General features: G+C 63.8%; 25 protein-coding genes and 1 pseudogene. 15 read left to right on the plus strand and 11 right to left on the minus strand.

The annotated features are described in order from the left end of the window. Positions 1 to 52: 52 nt before the first annotated feature. The 3 genes from F6X62_RS06000 (at position 53) to greB (ending at position 1,577) form a co-directional block, all read left to right on the plus strand. Entirely contained in the window at positions 53 to 487 is a 435-nt protein-coding gene (locus F6X62_RS06000; RefSeq protein WP_054892377.1) for a DoxX family protein, read from the plus strand. A 213-nt stretch (positions 488 to 700) separates the two neighbouring features. Then, on the plus strand, positions 701 to 1,009 hold the full coding sequence (locus F6X62_RS06005) for a hypothetical protein (protein ID WP_054892376.1): 309 nt from the start codon (positions 701 to 703) through the stop codon (positions 1,007 to 1,009). 91 nt (positions 1,010 to 1,100) lie between these two features. Next, positions 1,101 to 1,577 carry a transcription elongation factor GreB gene (greB, locus tag F6X62_RS06010; protein WP_153772957.1) on the plus strand — a complete coding sequence of 159 codons (477 nt, stop codon included), beginning with the start codon at positions 1,101 to 1,103 and terminating at the stop codon, positions 1,575 to 1,577. Here greB and F6X62_RS06015 read toward each other — a convergent pair. Next, positions 1,549 to 3,009 carry a PLP-dependent aminotransferase family protein gene (locus tag F6X62_RS06015; protein ID WP_153772958.1) on the minus strand — a complete coding sequence of 487 codons (1,461 nt, stop codon included), beginning with the start codon at positions 3,007 to 3,009 and terminating at the stop codon, positions 1,549 to 1,551. The two genes, greB and F6X62_RS06015, sit on opposite strands and share 29 nt — an antisense overlap. 195 nt (positions 3,010 to 3,204) lie before the next feature. Here F6X62_RS06015 and F6X62_RS06020 point away from each other — a divergent pair, with 195 nt between their 5' ends. Then, on the plus strand, positions 3,205 to 4,410 hold the full coding sequence (locus F6X62_RS06020) for an MFS transporter (RefSeq protein ID WP_153772959.1): 1,206 nt from the start codon (positions 3,205 to 3,207) through the stop codon (positions 4,408 to 4,410). On the opposite strand, the gene F6X62_RS06025 is transcribed toward F6X62_RS06020, so the two are convergent. Beyond that, entirely contained in the window at positions 4,373 to 6,880 is a 2,508-nt protein-coding gene (locus F6X62_RS06025) for an ABC transporter permease (protein ID WP_153773089.1), read from the minus strand. The genes F6X62_RS06020 and F6X62_RS06025 overlap by 38 nt on opposite strands. Then, complete coding sequence (locus tag F6X62_RS06030) at positions 6,880 to 7,563, minus strand: ABC transporter ATP-binding protein (protein ID WP_153772960.1); 684 nt, start codon at positions 7,561 to 7,563, stop codon at positions 6,880 to 6,882. The genes F6X62_RS06025 and F6X62_RS06030 overlap by 1 nt, the downstream gene beginning before the upstream one ends. A 10-nt stretch (positions 7,564 to 7,573) precedes the next feature. On the opposite strand from F6X62_RS06030, the gene F6X62_RS06035 reads away from it, so the two are divergent. The 3 genes from F6X62_RS06035 (at position 7,574) to F6X62_RS06045 (ending at position 9,607) form a co-directional block, all read left to right on the plus strand. Further along, positions 7,574 to 8,179 (plus strand): arylesterase, encoded by a 606-nt coding sequence (locus tag F6X62_RS06035; RefSeq protein ID WP_153772961.1) that lies wholly within the window; start codon positions 7,574 to 7,576, stop codon positions 8,177 to 8,179. A 58-nt stretch (positions 8,180 to 8,237) separates the two neighbouring features. Further along, a complete protein-coding gene (locus F6X62_RS06040; protein ID WP_054895440.1) occupies positions 8,238 to 8,519 on the plus strand; it encodes a hypothetical protein in 282 nt (93 codons plus the stop codon). Between the two features lie 110 nt (positions 8,520 to 8,629). Further along, positions 8,630 to 9,607, plus strand: a complete 978-nt coding sequence (locus F6X62_RS06045) for a L,D-transpeptidase family protein (RefSeq protein WP_054895441.1) — start codon at positions 8,630 to 8,632, stop codon at positions 9,605 to 9,607. A gap of 149 nt (positions 9,608 to 9,756) precedes the next feature. Here the strand turns inward: F6X62_RS06045 and oprI are convergent, their stop codons facing one another. Further along, entirely contained in the window at positions 9,757 to 10,008 is a 252-nt protein-coding gene (gene oprI, locus F6X62_RS06050) for an outer membrane lipoprotei OprI (protein WP_003259780.1), read from the minus strand. Positions 10,009 to 10,510: 502 nt separating this feature from the next. On the opposite strand from oprI, the gene F6X62_RS06055 reads away from it, so the two are divergent. Continuing rightward, positions 10,511 to 10,792, plus strand: coding sequence for a GNAT family N-acetyltransferase (locus F6X62_RS06055; RefSeq protein ID WP_054895442.1), 282 nt, complete (start codon positions 10,511 to 10,513; stop codon positions 10,790 to 10,792). Between the two features lie 58 nt (positions 10,793 to 10,850). Here F6X62_RS06055 and F6X62_RS06060 read toward each other — a convergent pair whose 3' ends face one another. Then, positions 10,851 to 11,927: a 3-deoxy-7-phosphoheptulonate synthase gene (locus F6X62_RS06060; protein ID WP_054895443.1), complete on the minus strand. Its 1,077-nt coding sequence runs from the start codon at positions 11,925 to 11,927 to the stop codon at positions 10,851 to 10,853. Positions 11,928 to 12,164: 237 nt separating this feature from the next. Next, positions 12,165 to 12,581 (minus strand): annotated as a pseudogene (locus F6X62_RS06065) (PilZ domain-containing protein); the annotation flags it as partial. Between the two features lie 117 nt (positions 12,582 to 12,698). On the opposite strand from F6X62_RS06065, the gene F6X62_RS06070 reads away from it, so the two are divergent. From F6X62_RS06070 to cysB, 3 genes are all read left to right on the plus strand, one after another. Beyond that, positions 12,699 to 13,646: a putative 2-dehydropantoate 2-reductase gene (locus F6X62_RS06070; RefSeq protein WP_063544137.1), complete on the plus strand. Its 948-nt coding sequence runs from the start codon at positions 12,699 to 12,701 to the stop codon at positions 13,644 to 13,646. Positions 13,647 to 13,743: 97 nt separating this feature from the next. Beyond that, entirely contained in the window at positions 13,744 to 14,241 is a 498-nt protein-coding gene (locus tag F6X62_RS06075; RefSeq protein ID WP_054895445.1) for a universal stress protein, read from the plus strand. 127 nt (positions 14,242 to 14,368) lie between these two features. Continuing rightward, a complete protein-coding gene (cysB, locus tag F6X62_RS06080) occupies positions 14,369 to 15,343 on the plus strand; it encodes an HTH-type transcriptional regulator CysB (protein WP_054895446.1) in 975 nt (324 codons plus the stop codon). Between the two features lie 93 nt (positions 15,344 to 15,436). Here cysB and F6X62_RS06085 read toward each other — a convergent pair whose 3' ends face one another. From F6X62_RS06085 to F6X62_RS06105, 5 genes are all read right to left on the minus strand, one after another. Continuing rightward, complete coding sequence (locus F6X62_RS06085; protein WP_054895447.1) at positions 15,437 to 16,171, minus strand: phosphoadenylyl-sulfate reductase; 735 nt, start codon at positions 16,169 to 16,171, stop codon at positions 15,437 to 15,439. Positions 16,172 to 16,288: 117 nt separating this feature from the next. Next, positions 16,289 to 17,632 carry an aminodeoxychorismate synthase component I gene (gene pabB / locus F6X62_RS06090; RefSeq protein ID WP_153772963.1) on the minus strand — a complete coding sequence of 448 codons (1,344 nt, stop codon included), beginning with the start codon at positions 17,630 to 17,632 and terminating at the stop codon, positions 16,289 to 16,291. Between the two features lie 109 nt (positions 17,633 to 17,741). Beyond that, positions 17,742 to 18,722, minus strand: coding sequence for an alpha-L-glutamate ligase-like protein (locus F6X62_RS06095; protein WP_063544141.1), 981 nt, complete (start codon positions 18,720 to 18,722; stop codon positions 17,742 to 17,744). Beyond that, positions 18,722 to 20,257 carry an inactive transglutaminase family protein gene (locus F6X62_RS06100; protein ID WP_054895450.1) on the minus strand — a complete coding sequence of 512 codons (1,536 nt, stop codon included), beginning with the start codon at positions 20,255 to 20,257 and terminating at the stop codon, positions 18,722 to 18,724. The genes F6X62_RS06095 and F6X62_RS06100 overlap by 1 nt, the downstream gene beginning before the upstream one ends. A gap of 5 nt (positions 20,258 to 20,262) precedes the next feature. Next, positions 20,263 to 20,799, minus strand: a complete 537-nt coding sequence (locus F6X62_RS06105; RefSeq protein ID WP_054895451.1) for an ATP-dependent zinc protease — start codon at positions 20,797 to 20,799, stop codon at positions 20,263 to 20,265. Positions 20,800 to 21,075: 276 nt separating this feature from the next. On the opposite strand from F6X62_RS06105, the gene F6X62_RS06110 reads away from it, so the two are divergent. The 4 genes from F6X62_RS06110 (at position 21,076) to acnD (ending at position 26,737) form a co-directional block, all read left to right on the plus strand. Further along, on the plus strand, positions 21,076 to 21,792 hold the full coding sequence (locus F6X62_RS06110; RefSeq protein ID WP_054895452.1) for a GntR family transcriptional regulator: 717 nt from the start codon (positions 21,076 to 21,078) through the stop codon (positions 21,790 to 21,792). Next, positions 21,789 to 22,679: a methylisocitrate lyase gene (prpB, locus tag F6X62_RS06115; RefSeq protein ID WP_153772964.1), complete on the plus strand. Its 891-nt coding sequence runs from the start codon at positions 21,789 to 21,791 to the stop codon at positions 22,677 to 22,679. Before F6X62_RS06110 ends, prpB begins: the two co-directional genes overlap by 4 nt. Positions 22,680 to 22,863: 184 nt before the next feature. Beyond that, the gene (gene prpC / locus F6X62_RS06120) at positions 22,864 to 23,991 is read left to right on the plus strand and encodes a 2-methylcitrate synthase (RefSeq protein WP_054895454.1); all 1,128 of its coding nucleotides are present in this window, start codon (positions 22,864 to 22,866) and stop codon (positions 23,989 to 23,991) included. Between the two features lie 157 nt (positions 23,992 to 24,148). After that, positions 24,149 to 26,737 carry a Fe/S-dependent 2-methylisocitrate dehydratase AcnD gene (gene acnD, locus F6X62_RS06125; RefSeq protein ID WP_153772965.1) on the plus strand — a complete coding sequence of 863 codons (2,589 nt, stop codon included), beginning with the start codon at positions 24,149 to 24,151 and terminating at the stop codon, positions 26,735 to 26,737. Positions 26,738 to 26,754 lie beyond the last annotated feature (17 nt).

Below are 26,754 nucleotides of genomic sequence, written 5' to 3' on the forward strand. Positions count from 1 at the left end.
TTTGATTAAGATGGCGGCCATTCCAACCTGACATTTCAAGGAAGCTCACCCGATGAACCCCTCCCTCAACGCCCTGTTCGTCACCCGTGCCGGTTTCGGCCTCAGCATCATCCGCATCCTGGTCGGCATCATCTTCATGGCGCATGGCTCACAGAAGCTGTTCGGCCTGTTCGGTGGCTATGGCCTGGAAGGCACCGGTCAATGGATGGAGAGCATTGGCCTGGCCCCTGGCTATCTGATGGCCCTGCTCTCGGGCAGCGCGGAATTCTTTGGCGGCCTGGCACTGCTGCTCGGCCTGCTGGCCCGCCCGGCTGCGCTGGCGCTGAGCGTGACACTGGTGGTCGCGATCTTCTCGGTGCACATCGGCAATGGCCTGTTCATGTCCAACAACGGCTACGAGTTCGCCCTGGCGCTGTTGGGCGGCACGCTGGCGGTGCTGGTCGAAGGGGCAGGGCGCCTGTCGCTGGATCGCCTGATCGCCCGCTGACATCTCGCTGCAACCCGGCTGCGGCAAGCTGCAAGTGAACGCCCACTTGCAGCTTGCCGTTCGACGCTCTACGATACCGCTTGCGCCGATTTAAACAGCTACTTGCGGGGCGCAGGAGAGTCCCCAGGGCAATCCAAAATACCGCTAAAGCGCTGGTTCGGTGACGCCTCCCACCGCTGCCCAGCGGGATTTGCGAGGCGCAGAGATACCACCATGAGTTGCCCACGTACCAGTGTTTGCCTGACCCCACTGCCTGCTGACCAGGCATCCCGCACACCGCGCATCCTGCTCGGTGGCCAGCATCAACCCACACTTCTGCGTAACCTCGACGGCTTTTCGCGCCGCAAGGGCCAGGCCCGTGCCTTCCTCATCCAGTTCGCCGAAGCGGCTTGCAACCTTGCCCATTACGCCAACGACCGCTTTGACCTGGCTGTGATCCAAGCCCCGATCGGCGAGGATGCCGGCGAGATCATCGGCCAGTTGACCCGCATTGCACGCCAGGGCCTGATCACCCGCCGCTGAGCGAGATGTGGCGGCGCCTGTTTTTGGTTAAGCTCGGTAACCCGGCAGGCCCAAGGCGCCTGCTGTGGCTGTGCCGAGGAGAGCAAGCGGTTTGAGTACCAACATCATCACCACCGAAGGTCATGAAGCCCTCAAGAAGGAGCTGGATCACCTGTGGCGCGTCTACCGCCCCGAGATCACCCAGAAGGTGACCTGGGCTGCGTCGCTGGGGGATCGCAGCGAAAACGCCGATTACCAGTACAACAAGAAATTGCTGCGCGAGATCGATCGGCGGGTCCGCTACCTGCGCAAGCGCCTCGAGGATGTGAAAGTCGTCGCCTATTCCCCGGAGCAGGAAGGCAAGGTGTTCTTCGGTGCCTGGGTCGAGATCGAGAACGACGACGGCGAAACCCTGACGTTTCGCATCGTCGGTTACGACGAGATCTATGGCCGTAACGACTACATTTCCATCGACTCGCCCATGGCCCGTGCGCTGCTGAAAAAAGAAGAGGGCGATGAGTTGCTGGTGCAAACGCCCACGGGTGAAGCGACCTGGTACATCAATCGCATCCACTACGGCGCCCAGTGAGCGCATTCAGGTACAGCCGCCCCAATGTGTCCCCCGCCACCGCAATCTGCGCCTCGCTCAACGAGGCGTAACCCACCAGTACGCCCGCCGGCCAGGCATGTTCACGGGTGAACAGTCCGAGCGGCTGAAGCATCAGGCCCTGCTCGTGGGCCTGTTGGCAAAATTGCTGTTCGTTGCAGCCTTCAGGCAACCAGAGGATGAAATGCAGCCCTGACTGCTCGCCTGCAATCCGCACCTCAGTGTGCCGGCGCAGCCTGTCGATGAGCAGGTCGCGGCGCTGCTGGTAGGTCTGCCGGGCAATGCGCAGGTGGCGTGCATACTGGCCGTTGCCGAGCATCTGCTCCAGCGCCCGCTGGCCGAGGGCGCCAGGCGCCTGCCCGGAGATCGTCAGCGTGTCCAGCATTTCGGCGTGCAGGCGCCGGGGAACCACGGCAAAGCCCAGGCGCAGGTTACTGAACAAGGTCTTGTTGAAACTGCCGCAGAACAGCACTTGGTCGTGGTGGTCGATCGCCTTGATCGCCGGCAGCGGTGCACTCGCATAGTTGTACTCGCTGTCGTAATCGTCCTCGATGATTATCGCGTCCCGAGCCTGCGCCCAGTCGAGCAGGGCCTGGCGGCGTTCGACGCTCATGCAGATGCCCAGTGGCGCTTGATGGGCGGGCGTAACCTGTACCGCCCCGAGTGTTTCATGGTCGGCAAGGGCATCGACGCGCAGGCCCTGTTCGTCGAGCGGCGTGCTGAACAGCCTGTGCCCCGAACGCTCGAAAATCCGCCTGGCCCAGGCATAGCCTGGGTCCTCAACGGCGAGCGCTCGGTGCTTGGGCAGCACGCGGCTGAACAGGTCGAGGGTGTGACGAATGCCGTGGGTGACCAGGATGTCATCCGCCTCGCAGTCGATACCCCGATAGAGCTTCAAGTGCGCTGCGATGGCCTGGCGCAGGCGTGGGTCACCCTGCGCAGGGAGGCTTTCAAGCAGGCCGGCGCCGTCCAGGCGTGCCGGAAAAAGAGGCTGCTCCAGCAAGTTCGGGTCGGGCAGGCGGGCGACGAAGGGGACCCGCGCTTGCACCTGCGCCTGCACCGACTGCGGGTCGGGCATCGGCCGAGGTAGCGACGCCTGGCCGGCCGGGTTGCCGGATGCGATCAGGGTATCGGGCAGTTGCAGGGTGACCTGCGACCCTGCGCCCTGGCGCCGCTCGATGAAGCCTTCCAGCTTGAGCTGCTCGAACACCGCCTCCAGCGTGCCACGCGCCACGCCCCAGCGCTGTGCCAACGTGCGTGTGGAGGGCAGCAGGGTGCCGGGTGGCAGATGGCCGCTGACCACCAGCTCCTGGAGAAATCCATGCAGCAGCCGGTGCTTGCCGGTAGCGCTACCGGCAGACAGCTCGAACGGCAGGGCGAGATCGAGGGCAATGGCTTGTTTGCCTCTGGCCATAGTGGTCCATATTCGGGAACGCCTAATGGGCCTTCATCTTATGCAGCGCCGCCCCTAACCTCAATCGCGTGACGCAGAGCCTTTGCGTCGTACCTGCAGGACCTCCTGACCTTCATTCAAGGAACATCGAATCATGTGTATAGCGGTGGGGCTGCGTTCGCCCGTCCGATTGTCTTTTGCCTTGCGGGTGCAGCCATGAACCGGCCCGGATTGTCAGTGGCCTTGCTGGCCGCAGTGGTAGTGCCGCAGGTCGGGCTGGGCATCATGGTGCCGGCCTCGGCGCAACTGGCCGAGCAGTTGCAGGTTGGCCTTGGCCAGGTGCAGAGCACACTGGTGATGTACATGGTCGGCTATGCGCTGTCGATGGTGCTGGCCGGGCTGCTGTGTGATCGCTACGGCCCGCGGGCAGTACAACTGGGCGGGCTGCTGCTGGCAGCGTGCGGTACCGGGCTTGCGGCCAGCGCCACGTCCTTCCTGCCCTTCATGATCGGCCGCCTGCTGCAAGCATTGGGCGGCTGCGTCGGCACGGTGACCACCCGTATGGTGGTGCGCGAGGTGTTCACCGAGCGCGAGCGCATGGGCATTCTCACCACGCTGGCTTCGGCCATCGCCATCACCCCGTGCCTGGCGCCGTTGCTGGGTGGCGCGTTGCTGCCGCCGTTTGGCTGGCGCGGGATTCTGGGGCTGGTGGGGGTATTCAACCTGCTGGTACTGCTGGTGTTCTGGCGTCTGGTGCCGAGCCTGCCGGGGGCAGGCCAGGGCGTTACTCCGGGCCTGGTGCTGCGGGTGTACGGACGCAACCTGGGCAACGCTGCGTTCGTTTTTCATGCAGCCTGCATTAGCCTGGTTTGGATGAGCTACTTCGGCTTCCTGTCTTCATCGTCCTACGCCTTCCAGGTTGTCCTGGGGTTCAGCGCATTCGAGTACGGCGCGCTGATCGCCATCTGTGCACTGGGTTATGTCACCGGCAGCTTTCTGGCCCGGCGCCTGAGTCGCCAGCATGACCTGGCGCTGATCCTGGCGGTCGGGGCCGCTGTCGGTACTGTCGGCTGGGTTGGCCTGTGGTTGGCCGTTCACCTGGCAGGGCCGGTGGCGGGAGCGTTCGTGGCTCCGATGATGGCAATCCTGTTGAGCACTGGCATGGTGATTCCGGCGACCCAGGCAGGGCTGCTGCGTTGTGTGCAGCGGGATATCGGGCTGTCCACCGGTCAGTTCTTCTTCCTGCAGATGGTCAGCGGTGCGGCGTATGGCTTTCTTGCCAGCCACTGGCCGCATTTGGATGTGAGCCAGTTGGCATGGCTGGTGGGCGCGCCGATGGTGCTGCTCACCGCGCTCACAGGCACGGCGAGCATGCGCCGTCGGCTCAGGTCTCGCGCAGAACGCTCAGTGGCGTTGCATTGAGTGCCCGCCGGGTGCCGAAGACACCGGCCCCGCCGACCAGGACCGCGCCCAGCACGGGCAGTACCAGCAGCCAGGGATGCGGCGCCCAGTGCAGGTCGAAGGCATAGCGGTACAGGGCCCAGGTGATCAGTTCGCAGCCCAGGGCAGCGAGCAGGCCGCTGGCGGCGCCAAGCAGGCCGAACTCGATGCGCCGGGCCTTGACCAGTAGCGCACGGCCGGCGCCCAGGGCGCGCAGTAGCGCGCCTTGGCGGATACGCTCGTCCAGGGTGGCCTGCAGGCCGGCGAACAACACCGCAAGGCCCGCCGCGAGCACGAACAGCAGTACGTACTCCACCGCCAAGGTGACCTGGGCGAGGATGCTGCGCAGTTGCCCAAGCAGCGCATCGACCTGGAGGATGGTCACCGCCGGAAACGCCCGCGACAGGGCGACCACGTCGGTATCGTGCCCGGGCGCGAGGTAGAAGCTGGTCAGGTAGGTGGCGGGCAAACCTTGCAAGGTGCCGGGCTGGAAGATCATGTAGAAGTTCGGCTGGAAGCTGTCCCAGTGCACCGTACGCAAACTGCTGACCCGTGCCTGGCGGTGCTCGCCGCCGATGTCGAAGGTCAGCAGGTCACCCAGCTTGAGCTTGAGGCTTGCGGCCAGCTCGGCTTCGACCGATACCGCGGGTGGTCCATCGGTCGGCGGTGGCGTCTGCCACCAATCGCCTTCGCTCAAGGCATTGCCCTGGGGCAGGTCGGCGGCCCAGGTCAGGCTCAGGTCGCGCTGTACGGCACGATCGCCCGTAGATTCCTTGCTCACCAGTTGCCGTACCGGCTGATCGTTGATGTGGGTGAGGCGCCCGGGGATCACCGGGTACAGCGGCGCCGAGGTGGCATTGACCTCGCGCAGGCGCTGGGCAAAGGGTTCGCGCTCGTCTGGCAGGATGTTCAGCGCGAAGTGGTTGGGGGCATCCTTGGGTAGTTGCGCCTGCCAGTTATCCAGCAGCTCGGCGCGCAGTAGCGCGACCAGGGCCATGGCCAGCAGGATCAAGCCGAAGGCCAACGCCTGGCCGGCGGCTGCCAGCGGATGGCGCAGCAACTGACCCAGCCCCAGGCGCCAGGGCAGCGGCGAGCCGACCAGCAACCGGCGTAGGCTGCGCAGGCCCAGCAGTAGCAGGCCACCAAGCAGCAGCGCGGCGATCAGGCCGCCGCCGAGCAGGGCGAAGGTCAGCAGCAGGTCCAGGCTCAGGCGCCACATGATCAGGCCAAGGGCGAACAATGCGGCGCCATAGACCAGCCAACTGCTGGGCGGTACCGGCAGCAGGTCACGGCGCAGCACGCGCAAGGGCGGTACCCGGCCCAGAGCGGCGAGCGGAGGCAGGGCGAAGCCGGCCAGCGCCACCAGGCCGGTGCCGATGCCAGCCAGTGCCGGGGCGATGCCGCCCGGCGGAACGGTACTGGGCAGCAGCCCCTGCAGGAGGGCGAACAGACCCAGTTGCGCGAGCCAGCCAAGCAGGGCGCCGGCGAGCGCCGCCACCAGCCCCAGCATCGCCAGTTGCAGCGAGTACAGGCCCAGCGCCTGGTGTCGTGACAGCCCCAGGCAGCGCAGCAGGGCGCTGGCGTCCAGGCGGCGGGCGGCATAGCGACTGGCCGACAGCGCCACGGCCACACCGGCCAGCAGCACCGCGACCAGGCTGGCCATGTTCAGGTAGCGTTCGGCGCGACCAAGGGCGCCGCCGATCTGGCGGTTGCCGTCACGGGTGTCGAGCAGCCGCTGGTTGGCGGCAAGATCCTTCTCCACCGCCTGGCGATATTGCACCAGGGTGTCCGGCTCGCCGCGCCACAGGTCGCGATAGGTGACACGGCTTCCTGGCTGGATCACACCGGTGGCGTCCAGGTCTGCGATGTTCATCAGCACGCGTGGGGTGAGGCTGTAGAAGTTGCCGGCGCGATCCGGTTCGTAGGTCAGCACGCGGGTCATGCGCAGGGTCTTCATGCCGACGTCGATGCTGTCGCCCAGTGTCAGCCCCAGTGCCGCCAACAGGCGCGCCTCGACCCAGGCTTCGCCGGCCGCCGGCCCCCCGCCGGGCGTCTCGCTGCCATAGGGCGTGGCGGCGCTGCGCAGTTGGCCACGCAGTGGATAGGCCGGGTCGATGGCCTTGATGCTCGACAACTGGATACCGGCATCGGCGGCCACCACGCTGGTGAACTCCACCACGCGGGCGTGGGTCAGGCCACGCGAAGTACCGGCATCGATCTGCGCCGCCTGGGCGGCGGACGACCCTTGCAGCACAAGGTCAGCAGCGAGGAATTCGCTGGCCCGCAATTGCATGGCACCGTTGAGGCGGGCGCCGAAGTAACCAATGGCGGTGCTGGCGGCGACGGCCACCAGGAGCGCGAAGAACAGTACTCGCACTTCACTGGCGCGGGCGTCACGCAGCAGTTGGCGCAGGGCCAGGGCGCACAGGCGCATGAACGGCAGGCGGGTCATCATGGCTCCAGGGGCGCCACCAGGCGTCCGGCGTCCAGGCGGATCAGGCGACGGCAGCGCTTGGCCAGCCGCTCGTCATGGGTCACCAGCACCAAGGTGGTGCCGCGTTCCTTGTTGAGCTCGAACAGCAGGTCGCTGATGCGCTCGCCGGTATGGCTGTCGAGATTGCCGGTGGGCTCGTCGGCGAACAGTACTGCCGGGTGCGCCGCGAACGCACGGGCAATCGCCACCCGTTGCTGCTCGCCGCCGGACAGCTGGCGTGGGGTGTGGCTCAGGCGCTGGCCCAGGCCGACCCGTTCGAGCAGGGTGCGGGCCTGCTCGCGGGCGTCGCGGCGACCGTCCAGCTCCAGGGGCAGCATGACGTTTTCCAGGGCATTGAGGCTGTCGAGCAACTGGAACGACTGGAACACGAAACCGACGTGTTCGGCACGCACCCGTGCGCGCCGGTCTTCGTCCAGGGGGCCAAGGTCGTGGCCGGCGAGCACGACACTGCCATCACTGGGGCGGTCAAGACCTGCGAGCAGGCCGAGCAGGGTCGACTTGCCCGAGCCGGATGCACCGACGATGGCCAGGCTGTCGCCCTGGTCGAGGTCGAGAGAAAGCGGGTGGAGGATGGTGAGGTCGCCTTCCGCGCTGGGGACCACTTTGCTAAGGTTCTGCGCAACGAGAATGCTGGGGCCCATGGAGAATCCGATGCGAATGTGGTGGTTGAGTGCCGGTCTGGCCCTGTGTTGCCTGGCCCAAAGCGCGGCGGCGGGAACGTTGCTGGTTGTCGGCGATAGTATCAGTGCCGGTTTTGGCCTGGATACCCGCCAGGGATGGGTCACGCTCCTGGAACAACGCCTGAAGGACGAGGGTTTCACCGACCGTGTGGTCAATGCCTCGATCAGTGGCGACACCAGCGCAGGTGGCCAGGCGCGGCTGCCGGCGCTGCTTGCAGCGCACAAGCCTGATCTGGTGGTGCTGGAGTTGGGCGGGAACGACGGGCTGCGTGGGCAACCTCCACAACAATTGCAACAAAATCTTGCCTCGATGATCGATCGCTCCCGTGAGGCCGGCGCCAAGGTGGTGTTGCTCGGCATGCGCCTGCCGCCGAATTATGGCGTGCGCTACACCACCGCGTTCGCCCAGGTCTATGAGCAGCTGGCGAAGGAAAAGAAGGTGGCCTTGGTGCCGTTCTTTCTGGAGGGCATAGGTGGGGTGGCGGAGATGATGCAGGCCGATGGCATCCATCCGGCCCAGGGCGCCCAGCAGCGCTTGCTCGATAATGCCTGGCCGACGATAAAACCCTTGCTCTGACGCTTTTATCGGGGGCCGCTTTCGGCTAATGTTGCGCCCCCCGTTTCGAGTGCCCCCGATGCCACGCCCCGCCTGGTCCCTGTATGCCTACCAATTGATCGAGCCCGACGAGCAGCTCGACCTGTTCGCCTGCCAGGAAGTCCGTGTCCATCTCGCCGCCCGCCAGCTCGAACTGGGCGCTCCGGTCGACCGCACTTTGTGTGGCGGCCTGCTGCCGGCGCAGCCGCGCTGGTCGTCGGTCGAGCGCGCGGTCTATCGCGACGAACGCCTGTGCCCGCTATGCCGGGCCATTCTCGATGCCCAGCGGCGGGGTACGCGTCCGGTGTGGCCGGAGCTCTGAGCTCACCTTTCATCATTTGTAACCCTTGCAACGCCTGCCGATGCCTCCCGCTTGAATCCGGGCGGGTGTACAATCGAATGTCTTGAACCCTCTTTCGAAGGATTTACCGGATGTTGCCGCGCTTTCCCGCCGTCACCCGTTGCCTGTCCCTGGCCGCCTTGCTGCTGACCGGCCCTGCCGTCGCGCTGGAGCTGCCATTGCCACCGCCCGGCGAAGACGTCGTCGGCCAGGTCCGGACGATCAAGGCCAAGTACGAAGACACCTTCGCCGACATCGGCACCGCCAACGACCTGGGCTACCTGGAGATGATCGCCGCGAACCCTGGCGTCGATCCCTGGTTGCCTGGCGCCGGTACCGAAATCATCCTGCCGACCCGTTACGTCCTGCCACCCGGGCCACGCGAGGGGATCGTCATCAACCTGGCCGAGTACCGCCTGTACTACTATCCGAAAGGCGAGAACGTGGTGCACACCTTCCCGTTGGGGATCGGTCGTGAAGGCTGGGGTTCGCCGATCGCGATCACCAAGATCACTGCCAAGACACCAAACCCGACCTGGACGCCGCCGGCCTCGATTCGCGCCGAACACGCCGCTGACGGCGATATCCTGCCTGCCGTCGTACCGGCTGGCCCGGATAACCCGCTGGGTCCGTTCAAGTTCACCCTGGGCCTGCCGGGCTACCTGATCCACGGCTCGAACAAGAAGTTCGGCATCGGCATGCGCACCAGCCATGGCTGCTTCCGCATGCTCAACAACAATGTTGTGGCACTCTCCAAGATGGTGCCGGTGGGCACCCCGGTGCGGATCATCAACGAGCCTTACAAGTTCGGTGTGAGTGGTGGCAAAGTCTATCTCGAAGCTCACACGCCGTTGGACGACCACGGCAATCCGTCGGTGGTCGACAAACATACGGCCGTCATCAATGCGCTGCTCAAGCGTGAAGACCTGGCCAACAACCTGCGCATGAACTGGGACATGGTTCGTGACGTGGTGGCCGCCGAGGATGGCATGCCGGTCGAAATCGCCGTCCCGGTGAATGGCCAGGGTGCCGCACCGATGGTGTCGAGCATCCCGCCAGAGCTACAGTAAGCCCTTGCCTGCGTGAACCGAAAGGCCTGCCATCGTGCAGGCCTTTTTGTTTTTCGGGTGACGGGAGTGGCGTGGAGAAGGGGCGTTCTTCGGGCAATAAAAAAGCCGGCCCACAAGTGGGCCGGCTCCATAACAATCCGTGAGGATTATTACTTGCGGCTGGCTTTGTCCAGCATACGCAGAGCGCGCTCGTTGGCTTCGTCAGCGGTCTGCTGAGCCTTCTGAGCGGCTGCCAGAGCGTCGTCAGCCTTACGGTAGGCTTCGTCAGCACGGGCTTGAGCGCGAGCTGCTGCGTCTTCAGTCGCAGTCAGACGAGCTTCGGTTTCTTTGGATACGCTGCTGCAACCGGTAGCCAGAACTGCGGCCAGAGCCAGAGCAGAGAATTTCAGAACGTTGTTCATCGTGTTCCCCTTCAAGGACTTTCTATTAAATAGCCATCTCTCGGAAAAGAGAAACTGGCCGGCGTACATAGTACCCATTACTTGTAGTAAGTAAACTGACAGAGCGCAAGAACTGCAAAAAAAATGTTGCCAGGGGCCGCGTGTGACGGGGTTTGTAAAGAAAGTGTGAAGGCCATGCAAATCGGACGCAAGCGGTTGTACCAAGGAAACTTTTTGTTGAACTAAGGGTGACTTTCACGGTCCTCAAACGTCTTAACCCGTAGAACATCCGGCAGGCTGTTTGGTGTCGACCGGCGCCGGCGGCCCAACCCGCTTTCATGGAATTTTTAGCCATGTGCACCTTGAGCAATCCCGCGTTGCACGCCTACTATTTGGGTGTCCCGGGCGTCGAACGATTGCTGATGGACCACGGTCCAAGGGGCATGAGTGGCGTTGAGGTTCCTCCGCCGGATAAACCATCGGTCAAGGCAAAGGTCTGCCAAAAGACCTGCGAGGAGTAGTGATGAGTGAAGCGCTGACCATCCACCATGACCAGGCCGGTCATCAGTTCGAGACCAATGTGGACGGTCATCGTGCCTACCTGACGTACATGGACCTGGGCAAGCAGACGCTGGATATCTATCGCACCTTCGTTCCGAACGCCCTGCGCGGTCGCGGTATCGCCGCGGCCCTGACTGAAAAGGCCCTTGAGTACGCCGAGCAGATGGGCTACACCGTCATTCCATCATGCTCATATGTCGAGCGTTACATGGAACGCCAGCAGCGCCATTCGACCAAGGCCTGAATCGACACCGCACCAACGAAAACGCCGGGCAGATGCCCGGCGTTTTCGTTGGTGCGTATCAGCCGCGCTGGCGCTTGGGCAGCACGTCCTTGAGCTTGGCGTGCATGCTGCGCAGGCTCTTCTCGGTGGCCGCCCAGTCGATGCAGGCGTCGGTCACCGAAACACCGTATTGCAGGTCTTCCAGGTTTTTCGGGATGGCCTGGCAGCCCCAGTTCAGGTGGCTTTCGACCATCAGGCCGATGATCGACTGGTTGCCTTCCAGAATCTGGTTGGCCACGTTCTCCATCACCAGCGGTTGCAGCGCCGGGTCCTTGTTGGAGTTGGCGTGGCTGCAGTCGACCATGATGTTGGCCTTGATCTTGGCCTTGGCCAGATCCTGTTCGCACAGGGCAACGCTGACCGAATCGTAGTTGGGTTTGCCGTTGCCGCCACGCAGCACCACGTGGCCGTAGGCGTTGCCTTTGGTGGTGACGATCGACACGCCGCCTTCCTGGTTGATGCCCAGGAAGCGGTGGGGCTTGGACACCGACTGCAGGGCATTGATCGCCACGGTCAGGCCGCCGTCGGTGCCGTTCTTGAAGCCGACCGCCGAAGACAGGCCCGAGGCCATTTCACGGTGGGTTTGCGATTCGGTGGTACGGGCACCGATGGCCGACCAGCTGATCAGGTCCTGAAGGTATTGCGGGGAGATCGGGTCGAGGGCTTCGGTCGCGGTCGGCAGACCCTTCTCGGCCAGGTCCAGCAGCAATTGGCGACCAATGTGCAGGCCGTCCTGGATCTTGAACGAGTCATCCAGGTACGGATCGTTGATCAAGCCTTTCCAGCCGACGGTGGTACGAGGCTTCTCGAAATACACACGCATGACCAGATAGAGGGTGTCGGAGACTTCTTCGGCCAGTACCTTGAGGCGATCGGCGTACTCGTGGGCGGCCTTGATGTCGTGGATCGAGCAGGGGCCGATCACGACGAACAGGCGATGGTCCTTGCCGTCGAGGATGTTGCGCACCACTTCACGGCCGGCAGTCACGGTCTGCAGGGCCTTGGCGCTGAGGGGAATCTCTTTCTTCAGCTGATCGGGGGTGATCAGGGTCTCGTTGGAGGCAACGTTGAGGTCATCGATCGGTAAATCAGCCATCGTGTTACTCGTCAGGTCACGGGTGCCGGCCGCCAGCAAACCCCGTGCGGCCCAGCAGCAGATTGTTCGCAGCGGGGAGCCGAACCTTAGCGCGTTACATCGGGCGCGACAATGGGCAGGGGGCCGTCAGCGCTGAAAAGGTGCCCTGGCCGTGCGCGAGCTGCCTTGCAGGCCGATCGCGATACAAGGATCGCGCAGGGGGCTCGCCGAGGGGGTCGACATCAGGGGGTGTTCGCCCACCAGCGCTGCTTCGGAAAATTCGGCGCCATGCTGGGCGATCCACTGCTGCGCCAGCACCTGCGCCTGTTCGCCGTGCAGGTCATGTTGCTGATGCACTTGGCAATAATGATGAATATGGCAAACCTGCTCACCCATGCGCGCGCCGAACAGGGCCTGGTCGTCGGTGAAGGCAATGCCCACGCGGTAGCCTGCATCCAGCTGCTGGCACCAGGCAACATAACCGGCATAGCGCGCCTGTGCGCCCAGTGACGGAATGACCACTTCCACCGCAGTGCCGCGACGGTAGGCACGCGGGTGGTTGCAAGCGATGCCGCCAAGCCCCAGGGTATGCAGGTGCCGACGGAACAGGCTGGGAGACGGGCGAAGATTCAGCTCGAGCGGAATCCCGTCAGGGTGCGGCAGAAATCCACACATCGTCGACTCCGTGTCGATTATTTGACCTTTATCGCCTGAGTATAGTGAAGGATCGCAAACCGGCTGATTCGCTGTAAAAAATCGGACAGACAGTCATCGCTTCGACAGGAGAGCGGTATGGATCCTCGTAACAAACGCATCGGCATCATCGGTAGCGGTGCCATCGGTGGCTTCTATGGGCTGATGCTGGCGCGTGCCGGTTTTGACGTGCACTTTCTGCTGCGCAGCGAATATGGCGTGGTGCATGAGCACGGGCTTACGCTGCGCAGCGCTGTGCACGGGGAGTTGCAGATGGACGTCCAGGCTTATGCCTCGGCCAGCGACATGCCGCCGTGCGACTGGTTGCTGATCGGCACCAAGGCCACCAGTAACGCCGAATTGGCGCCGCTGATCGTCCAGGCGGCTGCGCCCGGTGCCAGGGTGGTGTTGCTGCAGAATGGCCTGGGCGTCGAGGAGCAGTTGCGTGGCGCGTTGCGCGACGACATGCACCTGCTCGGGGGGCTGTGCTTTATCTGTGTGAACCGTGAAGCGCCCGGGGTGATCCGCCACCAGGCGCTTGGCGCGGTCAACCTGGGTTACCACAGCGGTCCCAGCGATGACCGCGGCGCAGCCATCGTCGCCGAGGGCGCCGAATTGTTCCGCGCGGCGGGCGTCGACTCGCAGCCAATGGACAACCTCGCTCAAGCGCGCTGGCAGAAGCTGGTGTGGAATGTGCCGTACAACGGCCTGTCGGTGTTGCTGCAGGCCAGCACGACGCCTCTGATGACTGATCCCGACAGCCGCGCGCTGGTTCGCGGGCTGATGGCCGAAGTGGTCGAGGGCGCACGGGCCTGCGGGCATATCCTGCCGGAGGGCTATGCCGAGCACCTGTTCCGGGTCACCGAGCAGATGCCTGACTACTGGCCGAGCATGTACCACGATCACGCTCAGCAGCGGCCGCTGGAGTTGCAGGTGATCTACGGCGAGCCCCTGGCCCGTGCTCGCGAGGCCGGTTGCCACTTGCCGAAGATGGAGGCGCTGTACCAGGCGCTGGCGTTCATCGACCGGCGCAACTGCGCGGGCTGAAGCCTATGGCTGGCCGCTGCGCCGGACGGCGAAGCGGCTCTCCACGGCACTGCTAAGCTGTAGCTTGCTCTGCCCCCGCGGCAGTGGAGGAGGCCGAATGATCCGTTCCATGCTGTACGCCACCGATCTCGGCGTGTATGCGCCCTTCGTCATGCAACACGCCCTGGCCTTGGCGCGGACCTTCAACGCAGAGTTGTACGTGATCCACGCCGTCGAACCCATGGGCCAGTTCGCCGAGTCGTTGCTGCAAAGCTATCTCGATGAGCAGACCCTCGACCGCCTGCACTCGCAGGGGGTCAATACGGTGATGGCCAACATCGAGCAGCAGGTGCTGGAAAATTTTCGCGAGGAATTGGGCGAGGCGGCCGATCTGGCGGTGATCAAGGCCGTGCGCGTGCGCCAGGGCGATCCGGCGCAAGTGATTCTGGAGCAGGCCCAGCGCCTGGCGGTCGACCTGTTGATCTTCGGCAGTCATGCCGAGGGCGCGGGTGTCGATGTACCGATTGGTCGCACAGCGGTGCGGCTGCTGCAACTGTCCCCGGTGCCGGTGTACATGGTGCCGTTGGCACAGCATTTGGGGCGTAGGAAAGTCTGATGCTGGCGGTAGGTCTTTTCCTTGGGGTGTAACAAAATAGTTCTAGATTTATTTCTCTTACCACTAATATAGTTATAAATCGTTGCTGCCAGCAGCCGGTGACCTACCGCTGATTCGAGGGGAATCTATGAAGCTTCAACAACTGCGCTATATCTGGGAAGTAGCGCACCACGACCTCAACGTCTCCGCGACTGCGCAGAGCCTGTACACGTCTCAGCCCGGGATCAGCAAGCAGATCCGTCTCCTCGAGGACGAACTGGGCGTAGAAGTCTTCGCCCGCAGCGGCAAGCACCTGACCCGCGTCACCCCGGCGGGCGAGCGCATCATCACCACCGCTGGCGAGATCCTGCGCAAGGTCGAAAGCATCAAGCAGATCGCCCAGGAGTTCTCCAACGAGAAGAAGGGCACGCTGTCCATCGCGACCACCCACACCCAGGCCCGCTATGCCCTGCCTCCGGTGATCAGCAACTTCATCAAGCAGTACCCCGAAGTATCCCTGCACATGCACCAGGGCTCGCCGATGCAGATCGCCGAGATGGCCGCTGACGGCACTGTCGATTTCGCCATCGCTACCGAGGCGCTGGAGCTGTTCGGCGATCTGATCATGATGCCGTGCTACAAATGGAATCGTTGCGTGGTGGTGCCCCAGGGGCATCCGCTGACCAAGCTGCCGAAGCTGACCCTCGAAGCGGTGGCCGAGTACCCGATCGTCACCTATGTGTTCGGTTTCACGGGCCGCTCCAAGCTCGACGAAGCGTTCAACCATCGCGGCCTGACGCCGAAGGTGGTGTTCACCGCCGCAGACGCCGACGTGATCAAGACGTATGTGCGCCTCGGTCTGGGCGTGGGTATCGTCGCGAAGATGGCGGTCGATCCGAAGCTCGACAGCGACCTGGTGTGCCTGGATGCGAGCGAGCTGTTCGAAGCCAGCATCACCAAGATCGGCTTCCGCCGTGGCACCTTCCTGCGTGGCTTCATGTGCGATTTCATCGAGAAGTTCGCACCGCACCTGACCCGAGAAGTGATGGCCAAGGCCATCCAGTGCCACAACAAGCAGGAGCTCGAAGAGCTGTTTGAAGGGGTTGAGTTACCCGTGCACTGAGTTGGTATGAAGCAGGGGCCGCGTTGCGGCCCCGTCGCGGGGCGAGCCCGCGCCTACAGGTCTTGTGTAGGCGCGGGCTTGCCCCGTTTGTTTTCAGGCCTTGCTGATCAGGTTGCCCGCGTGCAAGCCGCATTCCTTCTGCGTCGACTCCTCCCACCACCAGCGCCCCTCGCGCTCGTGCTGGTTCGGCAGCACCGGGCGCGTGCAAGGTTCGCAGCCGATGCTGATGAAGCCGCGCTCATGCAGGCTGTTGTACGGCAGCTCGAGCATGCGGATATAACCCCAGACTTCCGCGCTGCTCATCTGTGCCAGAGGGTTGAACTTGTACAGGGTGCGTTCGGGCGTCGAGAATGCCGAATCGATCTCCAGTGCTGCAACCTGACTGCGGGTGCCAGGGCTCTGATCGCGGCGCTGGCCGGTTGCCCAGGCGCTGACGGTGGCCAGCTTGCGACGCAGCGGCTCGATCTTGCGGATGCCACAGCATTCGCCATGGCCATCCTTGTAGAAGCTGAACAGGCCCTTTTCCTTGACGAATGGGTCGAGCTTGGCGCGGTCCGGGCTGAGGATCTCGATCGGCAGGTTGTACTGCTCGCGAACCTGATCGATGAAGCGGTAGGTTTCCGGGTGCAGGCGACCGGTGTCGAGGCTGAACACCTTCACTTGCTTGTTCAGCTTCCAGGCCATGTCGACCAGCACCACGTCCTCGGCACCGCTGAAGGAGATCCACAGGTCGTCGCCGAAGTGTTCGAAGGCGAGCTTGAGAATGTCCTGCGGGGACTTGCTGGCATAGGTCGCGGCCAGGGCGGCGACGTCGAAGGGTTGGCTCATCAGGCGGTTTCCATCGTGTGTATGGCGCTGTGCGCTCGTAATGGGTCGATGGTAACAAAAAATGGCGGGGTAGACGGGCTCGAATAGGTGACGCCCGCTTTGCGGGCGGATCATCGGCTATAGCCCCTGCAAGGTCTCCATCAGCACCCGCACTTTGGCGATCGACTCCTCGTACTCGGCCTCCCACGCCGAATCAGCCACCACCGCGCCACCGCCCCAGCAACTGACCTGACCCTCCTTGACCAGCAGGCTGCGGATGGCGATCGAGCTGTCCATCTCGCCGCGCACGTCGATGTATAGCAGCGAGCCGCAGTACAGGGCCCGGCGTGTCGGCTCCAGTTCATCGATGATCTGCATGGCACGGATCTTCGGAGCCCCGGTGATCGAGCCGCCGGGAAAACTGCCGGCGATCAGGTCCAGTGCATCCTTGTCGGCGGCCAGGCGCCCGGTGACGCTGCTGACCAGGTGGTGGACGTTGGGGTAGCTCTCGAGGCTGAACAGCTCCGGCACCTTCACCGAGCCGATCTCGCAGGTACGGCCGATGTCGTTGCGCAACAGGTCAACGATCATCAGGTTCTCCGAGCGGTCCTTGGTGCTGGCTTGCAGCTCGCGGGCGTTGCGCAGGTCTTGCTCCGGGTCCGCCGAGCGTGGTCGGGTGCCCTTGATCGGGCGGGTCTCGACGTCGCCCTGGCTGACGCGGATGAAGCGCTCCGGCGAAAAGCTCAGCAGCGCGCTGTCGGGGCTCAGTTGCTGGAAGCCCGAGAACGGCGTCGGGCAGGCGCTGCGCAGCGCCTGGTAGGCGTGCCACGGATCGCCCTGGCAGGGGGCGCGAAAGCGCTGGGTGAGGTTGATCTGGTAGCAGTCGCCGGCGTGGATATAGCGTTGTACCTGATCGAAGGCTGCGTGGTACTGCTCGGCACGAAGGTCGCCCTGCATTGGAGACAGCAGCTTGAAGGTTCCGCTGAGTGACGCGTCATCCTCCTCGAACAGGCGGATCAGGCGCTGGCGTTCGCTGTCGGCCAAGGCGGGATGGAACACCAATTGGCTGGTGCGCAGTTGATGGTCGGTGATGGCGGCCCAGGCGTACAGGCCCAGTTGCGCATCGGGCAGGCCGAGGTCGTCTGTCGCCTGCTGCGGTAGATGCTCCAGGCGCCTGCCGAAGTCATAGCTCAGGTAGCCGATCAGTCCGCCGGCGAACGGCAGTTCGCTATCGTCGGGCAATGTAGCCTCGCCGAGTCCTGCCAGGGCCTGGCGCAGCCGCTGCAGATAGTGTTCACCGCTTTCGCCGTCCTGCGCTTGCAGTTGTTGCAGTGGCCAGGCACTGAACAGGTCGAAGCGCCCGCGCTCGGCGACCGGGCGGGCGCTGTCGAGCAGAATGGCGCCGGGGGCCAGGCGCAAGCGGCTGAAGTAGTGCGCAGGGTCGGGCTGGTAGGGCAGGGGGTGCAGCGTACAGGTCGGCATCGGAATGGACGGCGATGAAAATCAAGGACGGGGATTGTAGGCCGCTGTAGGAAAAGTGCCTAGCACCAGTTGGAGCAGGCCGCCCCTGCAGGGACGGCCTGTCCTGGCATCACTGCTGGACGACGTGCCCGAACAGCCCCTGAGCCACTCGCACCCGGGTCTCGGCATCTTCGCTGATGCCGTCCTTGGCCAGCGCCTCGATATGCGCCTCGATGGCGTGGGTACGCTGGGTCAGGCCGCAGTCATTGGCGATCTGGATGTTAAGGCCGGGGCGGGCGTTGAGCTCCAGGATCAGCGGGCCTTTGTCCTGGTCCAGCACCATGTCCACGCCGATGTAGCCCAGCCCGCACAGCTCGTAGCAGCTGGCAGCCAGCTTCATGAAACCGTCCCAGTTCGGCAACTGCACGCCATCCACCGCGTTGGTGGTGTCCGGGTGTTTGCTGATGATCCGGTTCAGCCAGGTGCCGCGCAGGGTGACGCCGGTGGCGAGGTCCACGCCGACCCCGATCGCGCCCTGGTGCAGGTTGGCCTTGCCGCCGGACTGGCGGGTCGGCAGGCGCAGCATGGCCATCACCGGGTAGCCCATCAGCACGATGATGCGGATGTCGGGTACACCTTCGTAGCTGATGCTCTTGAAGATCTGGTCCGGGGTGACGCGGTACTCGATCAGGGCGCGGTCGCGGTGCCCACCCAGCGAATACAGCCCGGTGAGGATGCTCGAGATCTGGTGCTCGATTTCCTCATGGCTGATGATCTTGCCCGAGACCGTGCGGTAACGGTCCTCGAAGCGGTCGGCGACCACCAGGATGCCATCGCCGCCAGCGCCTTGCGCCGGCTTGATGACGAAGTCGCTGCGCCCGCCGATGATCTCGTCGAGCTTCTCGATCTCTTTTTCGGTTTCGATGATGCCGTACATCTCCGGCACATGGATGCCGGCCGCCAGTGCGCGCTCCTTGGTGATGATCTTGTCGTCGACGATCGGGTACAGGTGGCGCTTGTTGTACTTCAGGACATAGTCCGCGTTGCGCCGGTTGATACCCATGATGCCCCGGGCCTCCAGGGCTTTCCACGTCTTGATCAGTCCGAACATCAGGCGTCAGCCTTCTTCAGGAATGCCTTGAAGCGAACGAGCTCGGTCAGGCGGTAGCCGCGGTAGCGACCCATCGCCAGCATGAAGCCCACCAGGATCAGCAGCACGGCCGGGAAGGTGAAGACGAAGTACACGGCTTCCGGCACGGTCATCAGCAGGTGCGCCAAGGAGGCTGCGAACAGGGTGCCGACGGCGACTTTCATTGCATGGCCGCCGCCACGTTCTTCCCAGGTGATCGACAGGCGCTCGATGGTCATGGTCAGGATCACCATCGGGAACAGTGCCACCGACAGCCCGCGCTCCAGGCCCAGCTTGTGGCTGAACAGGCTGATTGCGGCGATCAGCACCACGACGAAGGTCAGCACCACCGACAGGCGCGGCAGCATCTGCAGCTTCAGGTGTTCAAGATAGGAGCGCAGCGAAAGGCCCAGGGCGGTGATCACCGTGAACAGCACGATGCCGAAGCCTAGCTGCGTTTCGCGGAAGGCCAGGGCAATCAGCACCGGGGTGAAGGTGCCGAGGGTCTGAATGCCGATCAGGTTGCGCAGCACGAGGATGACCAGCACGCCGATCGGGATCATCACCATGATCATGAAGGTCTGCTGGGTTTGCAGCGGCAGGCCGTACAGGGAGTACTCGAGGAAGTCGGCGTCGGTGTTCTCGTCGGTCAGCTTGGCCAGGCGGATGGCGTTCATCTCGCTGTTGTTCATGCTGAAGGTGACGGTGGCCTTCTTGCCGCCATCGACGGTGATCAGGTTTTCATCGCCGGTCCACCACAGCAGGCGGTCATTGGGCAGGCCCTGCTCGCCGGTTTCCGGGTTGAAGTACAGCCAGGCGTTGCCGTTGAAACTGCGCAGCCACAGTTCAGGGCTTTGCGGGGTGTCGGCAACCAGGCGGATGGTGTGGACCTTTTCCATCGGCACGTGGGCGATCGACAGCAGCAGGTCGATGACCTGGGCTTTCTTCATGGGGGAGTTGTCGCCGGCCAGCAGCAGCTTGGCGTTGTCATCGTTGGGGTTGTTGACGCGCTTGATGGTCTCGCTGACGAAGGTCTCGACGTCGGCAGAGTGCTGGCGGATCGGTGCCATCAGCGCTTCGGCGGCAATTTTCTCGGGGCCTTCGACCGCCAGGCTGTCACGGAAGGTCGGGCCCTTGATCTTGGCTTTTTCGGTGCTGTAGCGCTTGGTCAGGACCAGGCGGTAGTAGAGGGTCTGATTGCCGCTGGCGCGGCGAGCCGACCAGGTGACCTTGCGATTGCCATCGGTGCGGTTGACGCTGACCCCGTAGTTGTTGGAGATGAAGCTCTCGTTGAGGCTCACGTAGTCGCGGTTCAGCGGCGGCACGAACATCTGGATCTTTACCGGGTCCTTGGGACTGGCAACGAACTCGACCTTGGCGTCGATGTTCCACAGGTCGTCGGTCTCGTCTTCGGTTACCGGGATGCCCAGGATGAAGATCTGGTAGCAGGTGACCGTCACGCCCAGCAGCACCAGGATGGTGATCAGGACTTTCAGGTGCAGGGTAAGAGAGCGCATCGGAATTACTCTACTTTGGGAGCTTCGGTGGCACAGGCAGGTTTGCCGGCCGCGTATTTGAGGCTGGGGTCGACCAGCGCGTCGAAGTGCTTGAGTGCCTCGGAGCCGATCAGCAGCGGGAACTGGAAGGCGCTGCGGTCGGTGAGGTTGACTTCGATGGTGCGCAGGGCCTGGCCCATGCAGATGTTCAGTTCGATCACCGGGCGGGCGGTGTAGGCCTTGCCTTCGTCCGGATTGTAGTCACCGGCGCGCCGCTTGATCTTGCTCACGCGGGCCAGTGGGCGTTCGATGGGGTGCTTGTGGGCGGCGTCGATGGCCAGGTAGAAACGCACCCAGCTTTCGCCGTCGCGCTTGAAGCGCTTGATGTCGCGCGCGCTGAGCGACGCGGTCTTGGCGCCGGTGTCGAGCTTGGCGGCCACTTCAAGGTCAAGATCGCCCAGGCGGGCGTACTCGTTCAGGCCGTACACGGTCTTTTCGGCCGCATGGCCAAGCGCCGGCAGCAAGGCGAGGCTGAACAACAGTGAATAAAACGTGGGTCTCATAGTCCTGGCGCGGTGCTGTCTGTGTTCGGGGCAGGGCGCAAGCGCCTCGTTCATCTGTCAACAGCATGAAATGATGACAGGCACACTATCCGTAATCCTTGGGAAGCGCGGCATTCTATCACGCCGACGTCTTGACGCCAGCGCGCTGCGATCTGACCGCGGCAGCGTGGGGTAAGTTCGTTATTAGACAATTGTCGACAATGTTGTTTTTGTCTTTGACTGCGCGCCTTTATTTGGCTAGTTTTGGCGCTATCAAGTTACAAGGTGTCGACAATCATGCTGGAAGCGCCCCAGGCCCTCGCACCGGTTGCAGATGATTCCGAAACGCTTTCAGAGAATGTCTTTCGGCGCATCCAGGCGGCCATCGTGAAGGGGGATATCGCCCCGGGCAGCAAGATTTCCGAGCCGGAGCTGGCCCGCACCTACGGCATCAGCCGCGGTCCGCTGCGCGAGGCCATTCATCGACTGGAGGGCCAGCGCCTGCTGGTGCGTGTGCCGCATGTCGGTGCACGGGTGGTATCGCTCAACCACGCCGAGCTGATCGAGCTGTACGAAATCCGCGAATCGCTCGAAGGCATGGCCTGCAGGCTCGCCGCTGAACGCATGAGCGTGGCCCAGATCGACGAACTGCGCCAAGTGCTCGATACCCACGAGCGCGATGCGGCATTCCAGGCCGGGCTTGGCTACTACCAACAGGAAGGCGATTTCGACTTCCACTATCGGATCATCCAGGGCAGCGGCAACCAGACCCTGGTCAAGATGCTGTGTGGCGAGCTGTACCAGCTGGTGCGCATGTACCGCATCCAGTTCTCGGCCACCCCCAACCGTCCGCGCCAGGCTTTCGCCGAACACCACCGCATACTCGATGCCATCGCCGACCGTGACGGCGAGCTGGCCGAACTCCTGATGCGCCGTCATATCGGTGCGTCCAAGCGCAATATCGAGCGTCACTACCAGGACGCCCACAACAACAGCCCACGAGGTGAGTCATGACTGTGAAGAGCACCCCCGGTCAGCGTTTTCGCGACGCCGTAGCCGCCGAGCATCCGCTGCAGGTAGTCGGAGCCATCAACGCCAACCATGCGCTGCTGGCCAAGCGCGCCGGGTTCAAGGCCATCTACCTGTCCGGTGGCGGGGTCGCTGCCGGCTCCCTGGGGCTGCCGGACCTGGGCATCAGCGGGCTGGACGACGTGCTGACCGATGTTCGCCGGATCACCGATGTATGCGACTTGCCGCTGCTGGTGGATGTCGACACCGGCTTTGGTGCCTCGGCGTTCAACGTCGCCCGCACGGTGCGCTCGATGTGCAAGTTCGGCGCCGCGGCCATTCACATCGAGGACCAGGTCGGCGCCAAGCGCTGTGGTCATCGGCCGAACAAGGAGATCGTCTCGCAGCAGGAGATGGTCGACCGGATCAAGGCAGCGGTGGATGCGCGCACTGACGACAGCTTCGTGATCATGGCACGTACCGACGCCCTGGCAGTGGAAGGCTTGAATGCGGCATTGGACCGTGCCGAGGCGTGCGTCGAGGCCGGCGCCGACATGGTCTTCCCCGAAGCCATCACCGAGCTGCAGATGTACAAGACCTTCGCCGACCGGGTGAAGGCGCCGATCCTGGCCAATATCACCGAGTTTGGTGCCACGCCGCTGTACACCACCGACGAGCTGGCGTCGGTCGATGTGTCGCTGGTGCTGTACCCACTGTCGGCGTTCCGCGCCATGAACAAGGCTGCCGAGAACGTCTACGCCGCCCTGCGCCGCGACGGCACGCAGAAGAATGTGATCGACACCATGCAGACCCGCATGGAGCTCTACGATGCCATTGGTTATCACGCGTTCGAGCAGAGCCTCGATGCGCTGTTTGCGCAGAAGAAGGGCTGAGGATTTTTGTTGAAGCGGCTGGCCTGTTCGCGGGCAAGCCCGCTCCCACAGTGTCACTTGCCCTGACAGCTTCATGGAAAAGCACTACCCCTGTAGGAGCGGGCTTGCCCGCGAACAGGCCGGTACAGACAAACCCGATTAGCTCGCTAGATTTCCATAACAAGTTCAAGAAAGGAGAAACACCATGGCCGAAGCAAAAGTACTCAGTGGTGCCGGCCTGCGTGGCCAGGTGGCCGGGCAGACCGCGCTGTCGACCGTGGGCCAGGCCGGTGCCGGCCTGACCTATCGTGGCTACGACGTGCGCGACCTGGCCGCTGGCGCCGAGTTCGAGGAAGTCGCCTACCTGCTGCTCTATGGTGAGCTGCCGAGCAAGGCCGAGCTGGATGACTACAAACACAAGCTCAAGGGACTGCGCGACCTGCCGCAAGCGCTCAAGGAAGTGCTCGAACGCATCCCGCGCGACGCCCATCCAATGGACGTGATGCGCACGGGCTGCTCGGTGCTCGGTACCCTGGAGCCGGAGCTGACCTTCGAGGCCCAGCGCGACAAGACCGATCGCCTGCTGGCACTGTTCCCGGCGGTGATGTGCTACTGGTACCGCTTCACCCACCACGGCGTGCGCATCGACTGCAGCAGCGACGAGGACACCCTCGGTGGCCACTTCCTGCACCTGCTGCACGGCAAGAAGCCGAGCGAGCTGCACGTGAAGGTGATGAACGTCTCGCTGATCCTTTACGCCGAGCACGAATTCAACGCCTCGACCTTCACTGCGCGGGTCTGTGCCTCGACCCTGTCGGACCTGTACTCCTGCGTCACGGCCGCCATCGGCTCGCTGCGCGGCCCGTTGCACGGCGGTGCCAACGAGGCGGCGATGGAGCTGATCGAGCGCTTCCAGAGCCCGCAGGAGGCGACCGCCGAACTGCTGCGCATGCTCGAGCGCAAGGACAAGATCATGGGCTTCGGCCACGCCATCTACAAAGAGTCCGACCCGCGCAACGAGGTGATCAAGGGCTGGTCGAAGCAGTTGGCCGACGAGGTGGGCGACAAGGTCCTGTACCCGGTATCCGAGGCCATCGACAAGACGATGTGGGAGCAGAAGCGCTTGTTCCCCAACGCCGATTTCTACCATGCCTCGGCGTACCATTTCATGGGCATCCCGACCAAGCTGTTCACCCCGATCTTCGTCTGCTCGCGCCTGACCGGCTGGGCGGCGCACGTGTTCGAGCAGCGCGCCAACAACCGCATCATTCGTCCGAGCGCCGAGTACACCGGCGTCGAGCAGCGCCAGTTCGTGCCGATCGACAAGCGCTGACAAAAGGCGCGCCGCGCGCCCTGTAGGAGCGGGCTTGCCCCGCGATAGCGTCAGACCAGACAGCATCATTGGCACGACTGACGCCATCGCGGGACAAGCCCGCTCCTACAAGAGCGACCGCGGCCCTTGGATAACCGTGACCGAGCCTGATAACGATATGAACACCGCATACCGCAAGAACCTGCCAGGCACTGCCCTGGACTACTTCGACACCCGCGCGGCGGTCGAGGCTATCAAGCCCGGCGCCTACGACGGCCTTCCCTATACCTCCCGCGTGCTCGCCGAAAACCTGGTACGCCGCTGCGATCCGGCCACCCTCGACGCCTCGCTCGGACAATTGATCGAGCGCAAGCGCGACCTCGACTTCCCTTGGTTCCCGGCGCGCGTGGTGTGCCACGACATTCTCGGCCAGACCGCCCTGGTCGACCTGGCGGGCCTGCGCGATGCCATCGCCGACAAGGGTGGCGATCCAGCGCAGGTCAATCCAGTGGTGCCGGTGCAATTGATCGTCGACCACTCGCTGGCCGTGGAGTGCGGCGGTTTCGATCCGCAAGCATTCGAGAAGAACCGCGCCATCGAAGACCGTCGAAACGAAGACCGTTTCCACTTCATCAACTGGACCAAGCAGGCGTTCAAGAACGTCGACGTGATCCAGCCGGGCAACGGCATCATGCACCAGATCAACCTGGAGAAGATGTCGCCAGTGATCCACAGCGATCGCGGCGTGGCCTACCCGGACACTTGCGTCGGCACCGACAGTCACACGCCGCATGTGGACGCCCTGGGCGTGATCGCCATCGGCGTGGGTGGCCTTGAGGCCGAGAACGTCATGCTCGGTCGCGCCTCGTGGATGCGCCTGCCGGAAATCGTCGGCGTCGAGCTGACCGGTCGACTGGCACCGAACATCACCGCTACCGACCTGGTACTGGCTCTGACCGAGTTCCTGCGCAAGCAGAAAGTGGTTGGCGCCTACCTCGAATTCCATGGCGAGGGTGCCCGGGCGCTGACCCTGGGCGACCGTGCCACCATTTCCAACATGGCACCTGAATACGGCGCCACTGCGGCGATGTTCGCCATCGACCAGCAGACCATCGACTACCTGCGCCTGACCGGTCGTGATGACCAGCAGGTGCAACTGGTCGAGACCTACGCCAAGGTCGCCGGCTTGTGGGCCGACAGCCTGGCCAAGGCCGAATACGAGCGCACGCTGACCTTCGACCTGTCGAGTGTGGTGCGCAACATGGCCGGCCCGTCCAACCCGCACGCCCGCGTGGCTACCAGCGATCTGGCGGCAAAGGGCATTGCCGGGGCTTGGGAAGAAGTGCCGGGGCAGATGCCCGATGGTGCAGTGATCATCGCCGCCATCACCAGTTGCACCAACACCAGCAACCCGCGCAACGTCATCGCCGCCGGCCTGCTGGCGCGCAACGCCAACCGGCTCGGCCTGGGGCGCAAACCCTGGGTCAAGTCCTCGCTGGCGCCGGGCTCCAAGGCGGTACAGCTGTATCTGAAAGAGGCCGGCCTGGAACAGGAACTCGAGCAGTTGGGCTTCGGTATCGTCGCCTTCGCCTGCACCACCTGCAATGGCATGTCTGGCGCACTGGATCCGGTGATCCAGCAGGAGATCATTGACCGTGATCTCTATGCCACGGCAGTGCTCTCGGGTAACCGCAACTTCGACGGGCGTATCCATCCCTACGCCAAGCAGGCATTCCTGGCGTCGCCGCCGCTGGTGGTGGCCTATGCCATCGCCGGCACCATCCGCTTCGATATCGAGAAGGATGTACTAGGCGTGGTCGACGGCAAGGAAATCCGCCTGAAGGATATCTGGCCAAGCGATGAAGAGATCGACGCGGTGGTACGTGCTTCGGTCAAGCCCGAGCAGTTCCGCCAGGTGTACATCCCGATGTTCACCATCGAGGAAGACAAGGGGCCGAAGGTTGCGCCGTTGTACGAATGGCGCCCGATGAGCACCTATATTCGGCGTCCCCCTTACTGGGAAGGCGCCCTGGCCGGTGAGCGCACCCTGCGCGGCATGCGTCCGCTGGCGGTGCTGCCCGACAACATCACCACCGACCACCTGTCGCCGTCGAACGCCATCATGCTCGACAGCGCGGCGGGCGAGTACCTGGCGAAGATGGGCCTGCCGGAGGAGGACTTCAACTCCTACGCCACCCACCGCGGCGACCACCTCACCGCGCAGCGCGCGACCTTCGCCAACCCCAAGCTGTTCAACGAGATGGTGCGCAACGAAGACGGCAGCGTGAAGCAGGGCTCGCTGGCGCGCATCGAGCCGGAAGGCAAGGTGACGCGCATGTGGGAGGCGATCGAGACCTACATGGCGCGCAAGCAGCCGCTGATCATTGTCGCCGGTGCTGACTACGGGCAGGGCTCGTCGCGGGACTGGGCGGCCAAGGGCGTGCGTCTGGCGGGCGTCGAGGCGATCGTCGCCGAAGGCTTCGAGCGCATCCACCGCACCAACCTGATCGGCATGGGTGTGTTGCCGCTGGAGTTCCAGCCGGGCACAACGCGCATGACCCTGGGCCTGGACGGCAGCGAGACCTACGATGTGGTCGGTGCGCGCACGCCGCGCGCAACCCTGACGCTGGTGGTGACCCGCCGCGATGGCGAGCGTGTCGAAGTGCCGGTGACCTGCCGTCTGGACACCGCTGAAGAAGTGTCGATCTACGAGGCGGGCGGGGTGCTGCAGCGCTTTGCCCAGGACTTCCTCGAAGCGACGGCCTAATGACCTGAACCCCGCTT

This window comes from Pseudomonas sp. MNR3A, assembly GCF_009650575.1.
Lineage (GTDB): Bacteria > Pseudomonadota > Gammaproteobacteria > Pseudomonadales > Pseudomonadaceae > Aquipseudomonas > Aquipseudomonas machongensis.

Bases quoted from the DNA above. Each gene is read 5' to 3' on its own strand.
- F6X62_RS06000 (WP_054892377.1), top strand. From the start codon at position 53: ATGAACCCCTCCCTCAACGCCCTGTTCGTCACCCGTGCCGGTTTCGGC.
- F6X62_RS06005 (WP_054892376.1), top strand. From the start codon at position 701: ATGAGTTGCCCACGTACCAGTGTTTGCCTGACCCCACTGCCTGCTGAC.
- F6X62_RS06015 (WP_153772958.1), bottom strand. From the start codon at position 3,009: ATGGCCAGAGGCAAACAAGCCATTGCCCTCGATCTCGCCCTGCCGTTC.
- F6X62_RS06020 (WP_153772959.1), top strand. From the start codon at position 3,205: ATGAACCGGCCCGGATTGTCAGTGGCCTTGCTGGCCGCAGTGGTAGTG.
- F6X62_RS06025 (WP_153773089.1), bottom strand. From the start codon at position 6,880: ATGACCCGCCTGCCGTTCATGCGCCTGTGCGCCCTGGCCCTGCGCCAA.
- F6X62_RS06030 (WP_153772960.1), bottom strand. From the start codon at position 7,563: ATGGGCCCCAGCATTCTCGTTGCGCAGAACCTTAGCAAAGTGGTCCCC.
- F6X62_RS06035 (WP_153772961.1), top strand. From the start codon at position 7,574: ATGCGAATGTGGTGGTTGAGTGCCGGTCTGGCCCTGTGTTGCCTGGCC.
- F6X62_RS06040 (WP_054895440.1), top strand. From the start codon at position 8,238: ATGCCACGCCCCGCCTGGTCCCTGTATGCCTACCAATTGATCGAGCCC.
- F6X62_RS06045 (WP_054895441.1), top strand. From the start codon at position 8,630: ATGTTGCCGCGCTTTCCCGCCGTCACCCGTTGCCTGTCCCTGGCCGCC.
- oprI (WP_003259780.1), bottom strand. From the start codon at position 10,008: ATGAACAACGTTCTGAAATTCTCTGCTCTGGCTCTGGCCGCAGTTCTG.
- F6X62_RS06055 (WP_054895442.1), top strand. From the start codon at position 10,511: ATGAGTGAAGCGCTGACCATCCACCATGACCAGGCCGGTCATCAGTTC.
- F6X62_RS06060 (WP_054895443.1), bottom strand. From the start codon at position 11,927: ATGGCTGATTTACCGATCGATGACCTCAACGTTGCCTCCAACGAGACC.
- F6X62_RS06070 (WP_063544137.1), top strand. From the start codon at position 12,699: ATGGATCCTCGTAACAAACGCATCGGCATCATCGGTAGCGGTGCCATC.
- F6X62_RS06075 (WP_054895445.1), top strand. From the start codon at position 13,744: ATGATCCGTTCCATGCTGTACGCCACCGATCTCGGCGTGTATGCGCCC.
- cysB (WP_054895446.1), top strand. From the start codon at position 14,369: ATGAAGCTTCAACAACTGCGCTATATCTGGGAAGTAGCGCACCACGAC.
- F6X62_RS06085 (WP_054895447.1), bottom strand. From the start codon at position 16,171: ATGAGCCAACCCTTCGACGTCGCCGCCCTGGCCGCGACCTATGCCAGC.
- pabB (WP_153772963.1), bottom strand. From the start codon at position 17,632: ATGCCGACCTGTACGCTGCACCCCCTGCCCTACCAGCCCGACCCTGCG.
- F6X62_RS06095 (WP_063544141.1), bottom strand. From the start codon at position 18,722: ATGTTCGGACTGATCAAGACGTGGAAAGCCCTGGAGGCCCGGGGCATC.
- F6X62_RS06100 (WP_054895450.1), bottom strand. From the start codon at position 20,257: ATGCGCTCTCTTACCCTGCACCTGAAAGTCCTGATCACCATCCTGGTG.
- F6X62_RS06105 (WP_054895451.1), bottom strand. From the start codon at position 20,799: ATGAGACCCACGTTTTATTCACTGTTGTTCAGCCTCGCCTTGCTGCCG.
- F6X62_RS06110 (WP_054895452.1), top strand. From the start codon at position 21,076: ATGCTGGAAGCGCCCCAGGCCCTCGCACCGGTTGCAGATGATTCCGAA.
- prpB (WP_153772964.1), top strand. From the start codon at position 21,789: ATGACTGTGAAGAGCACCCCCGGTCAGCGTTTTCGCGACGCCGTAGCC.
- prpC (WP_054895454.1), top strand. From the start codon at position 22,864: ATGGCCGAAGCAAAAGTACTCAGTGGTGCCGGCCTGCGTGGCCAGGTG.
- acnD (WP_153772965.1), top strand. From the start codon at position 24,149: ATGAACACCGCATACCGCAAGAACCTGCCAGGCACTGCCCTGGACTAC.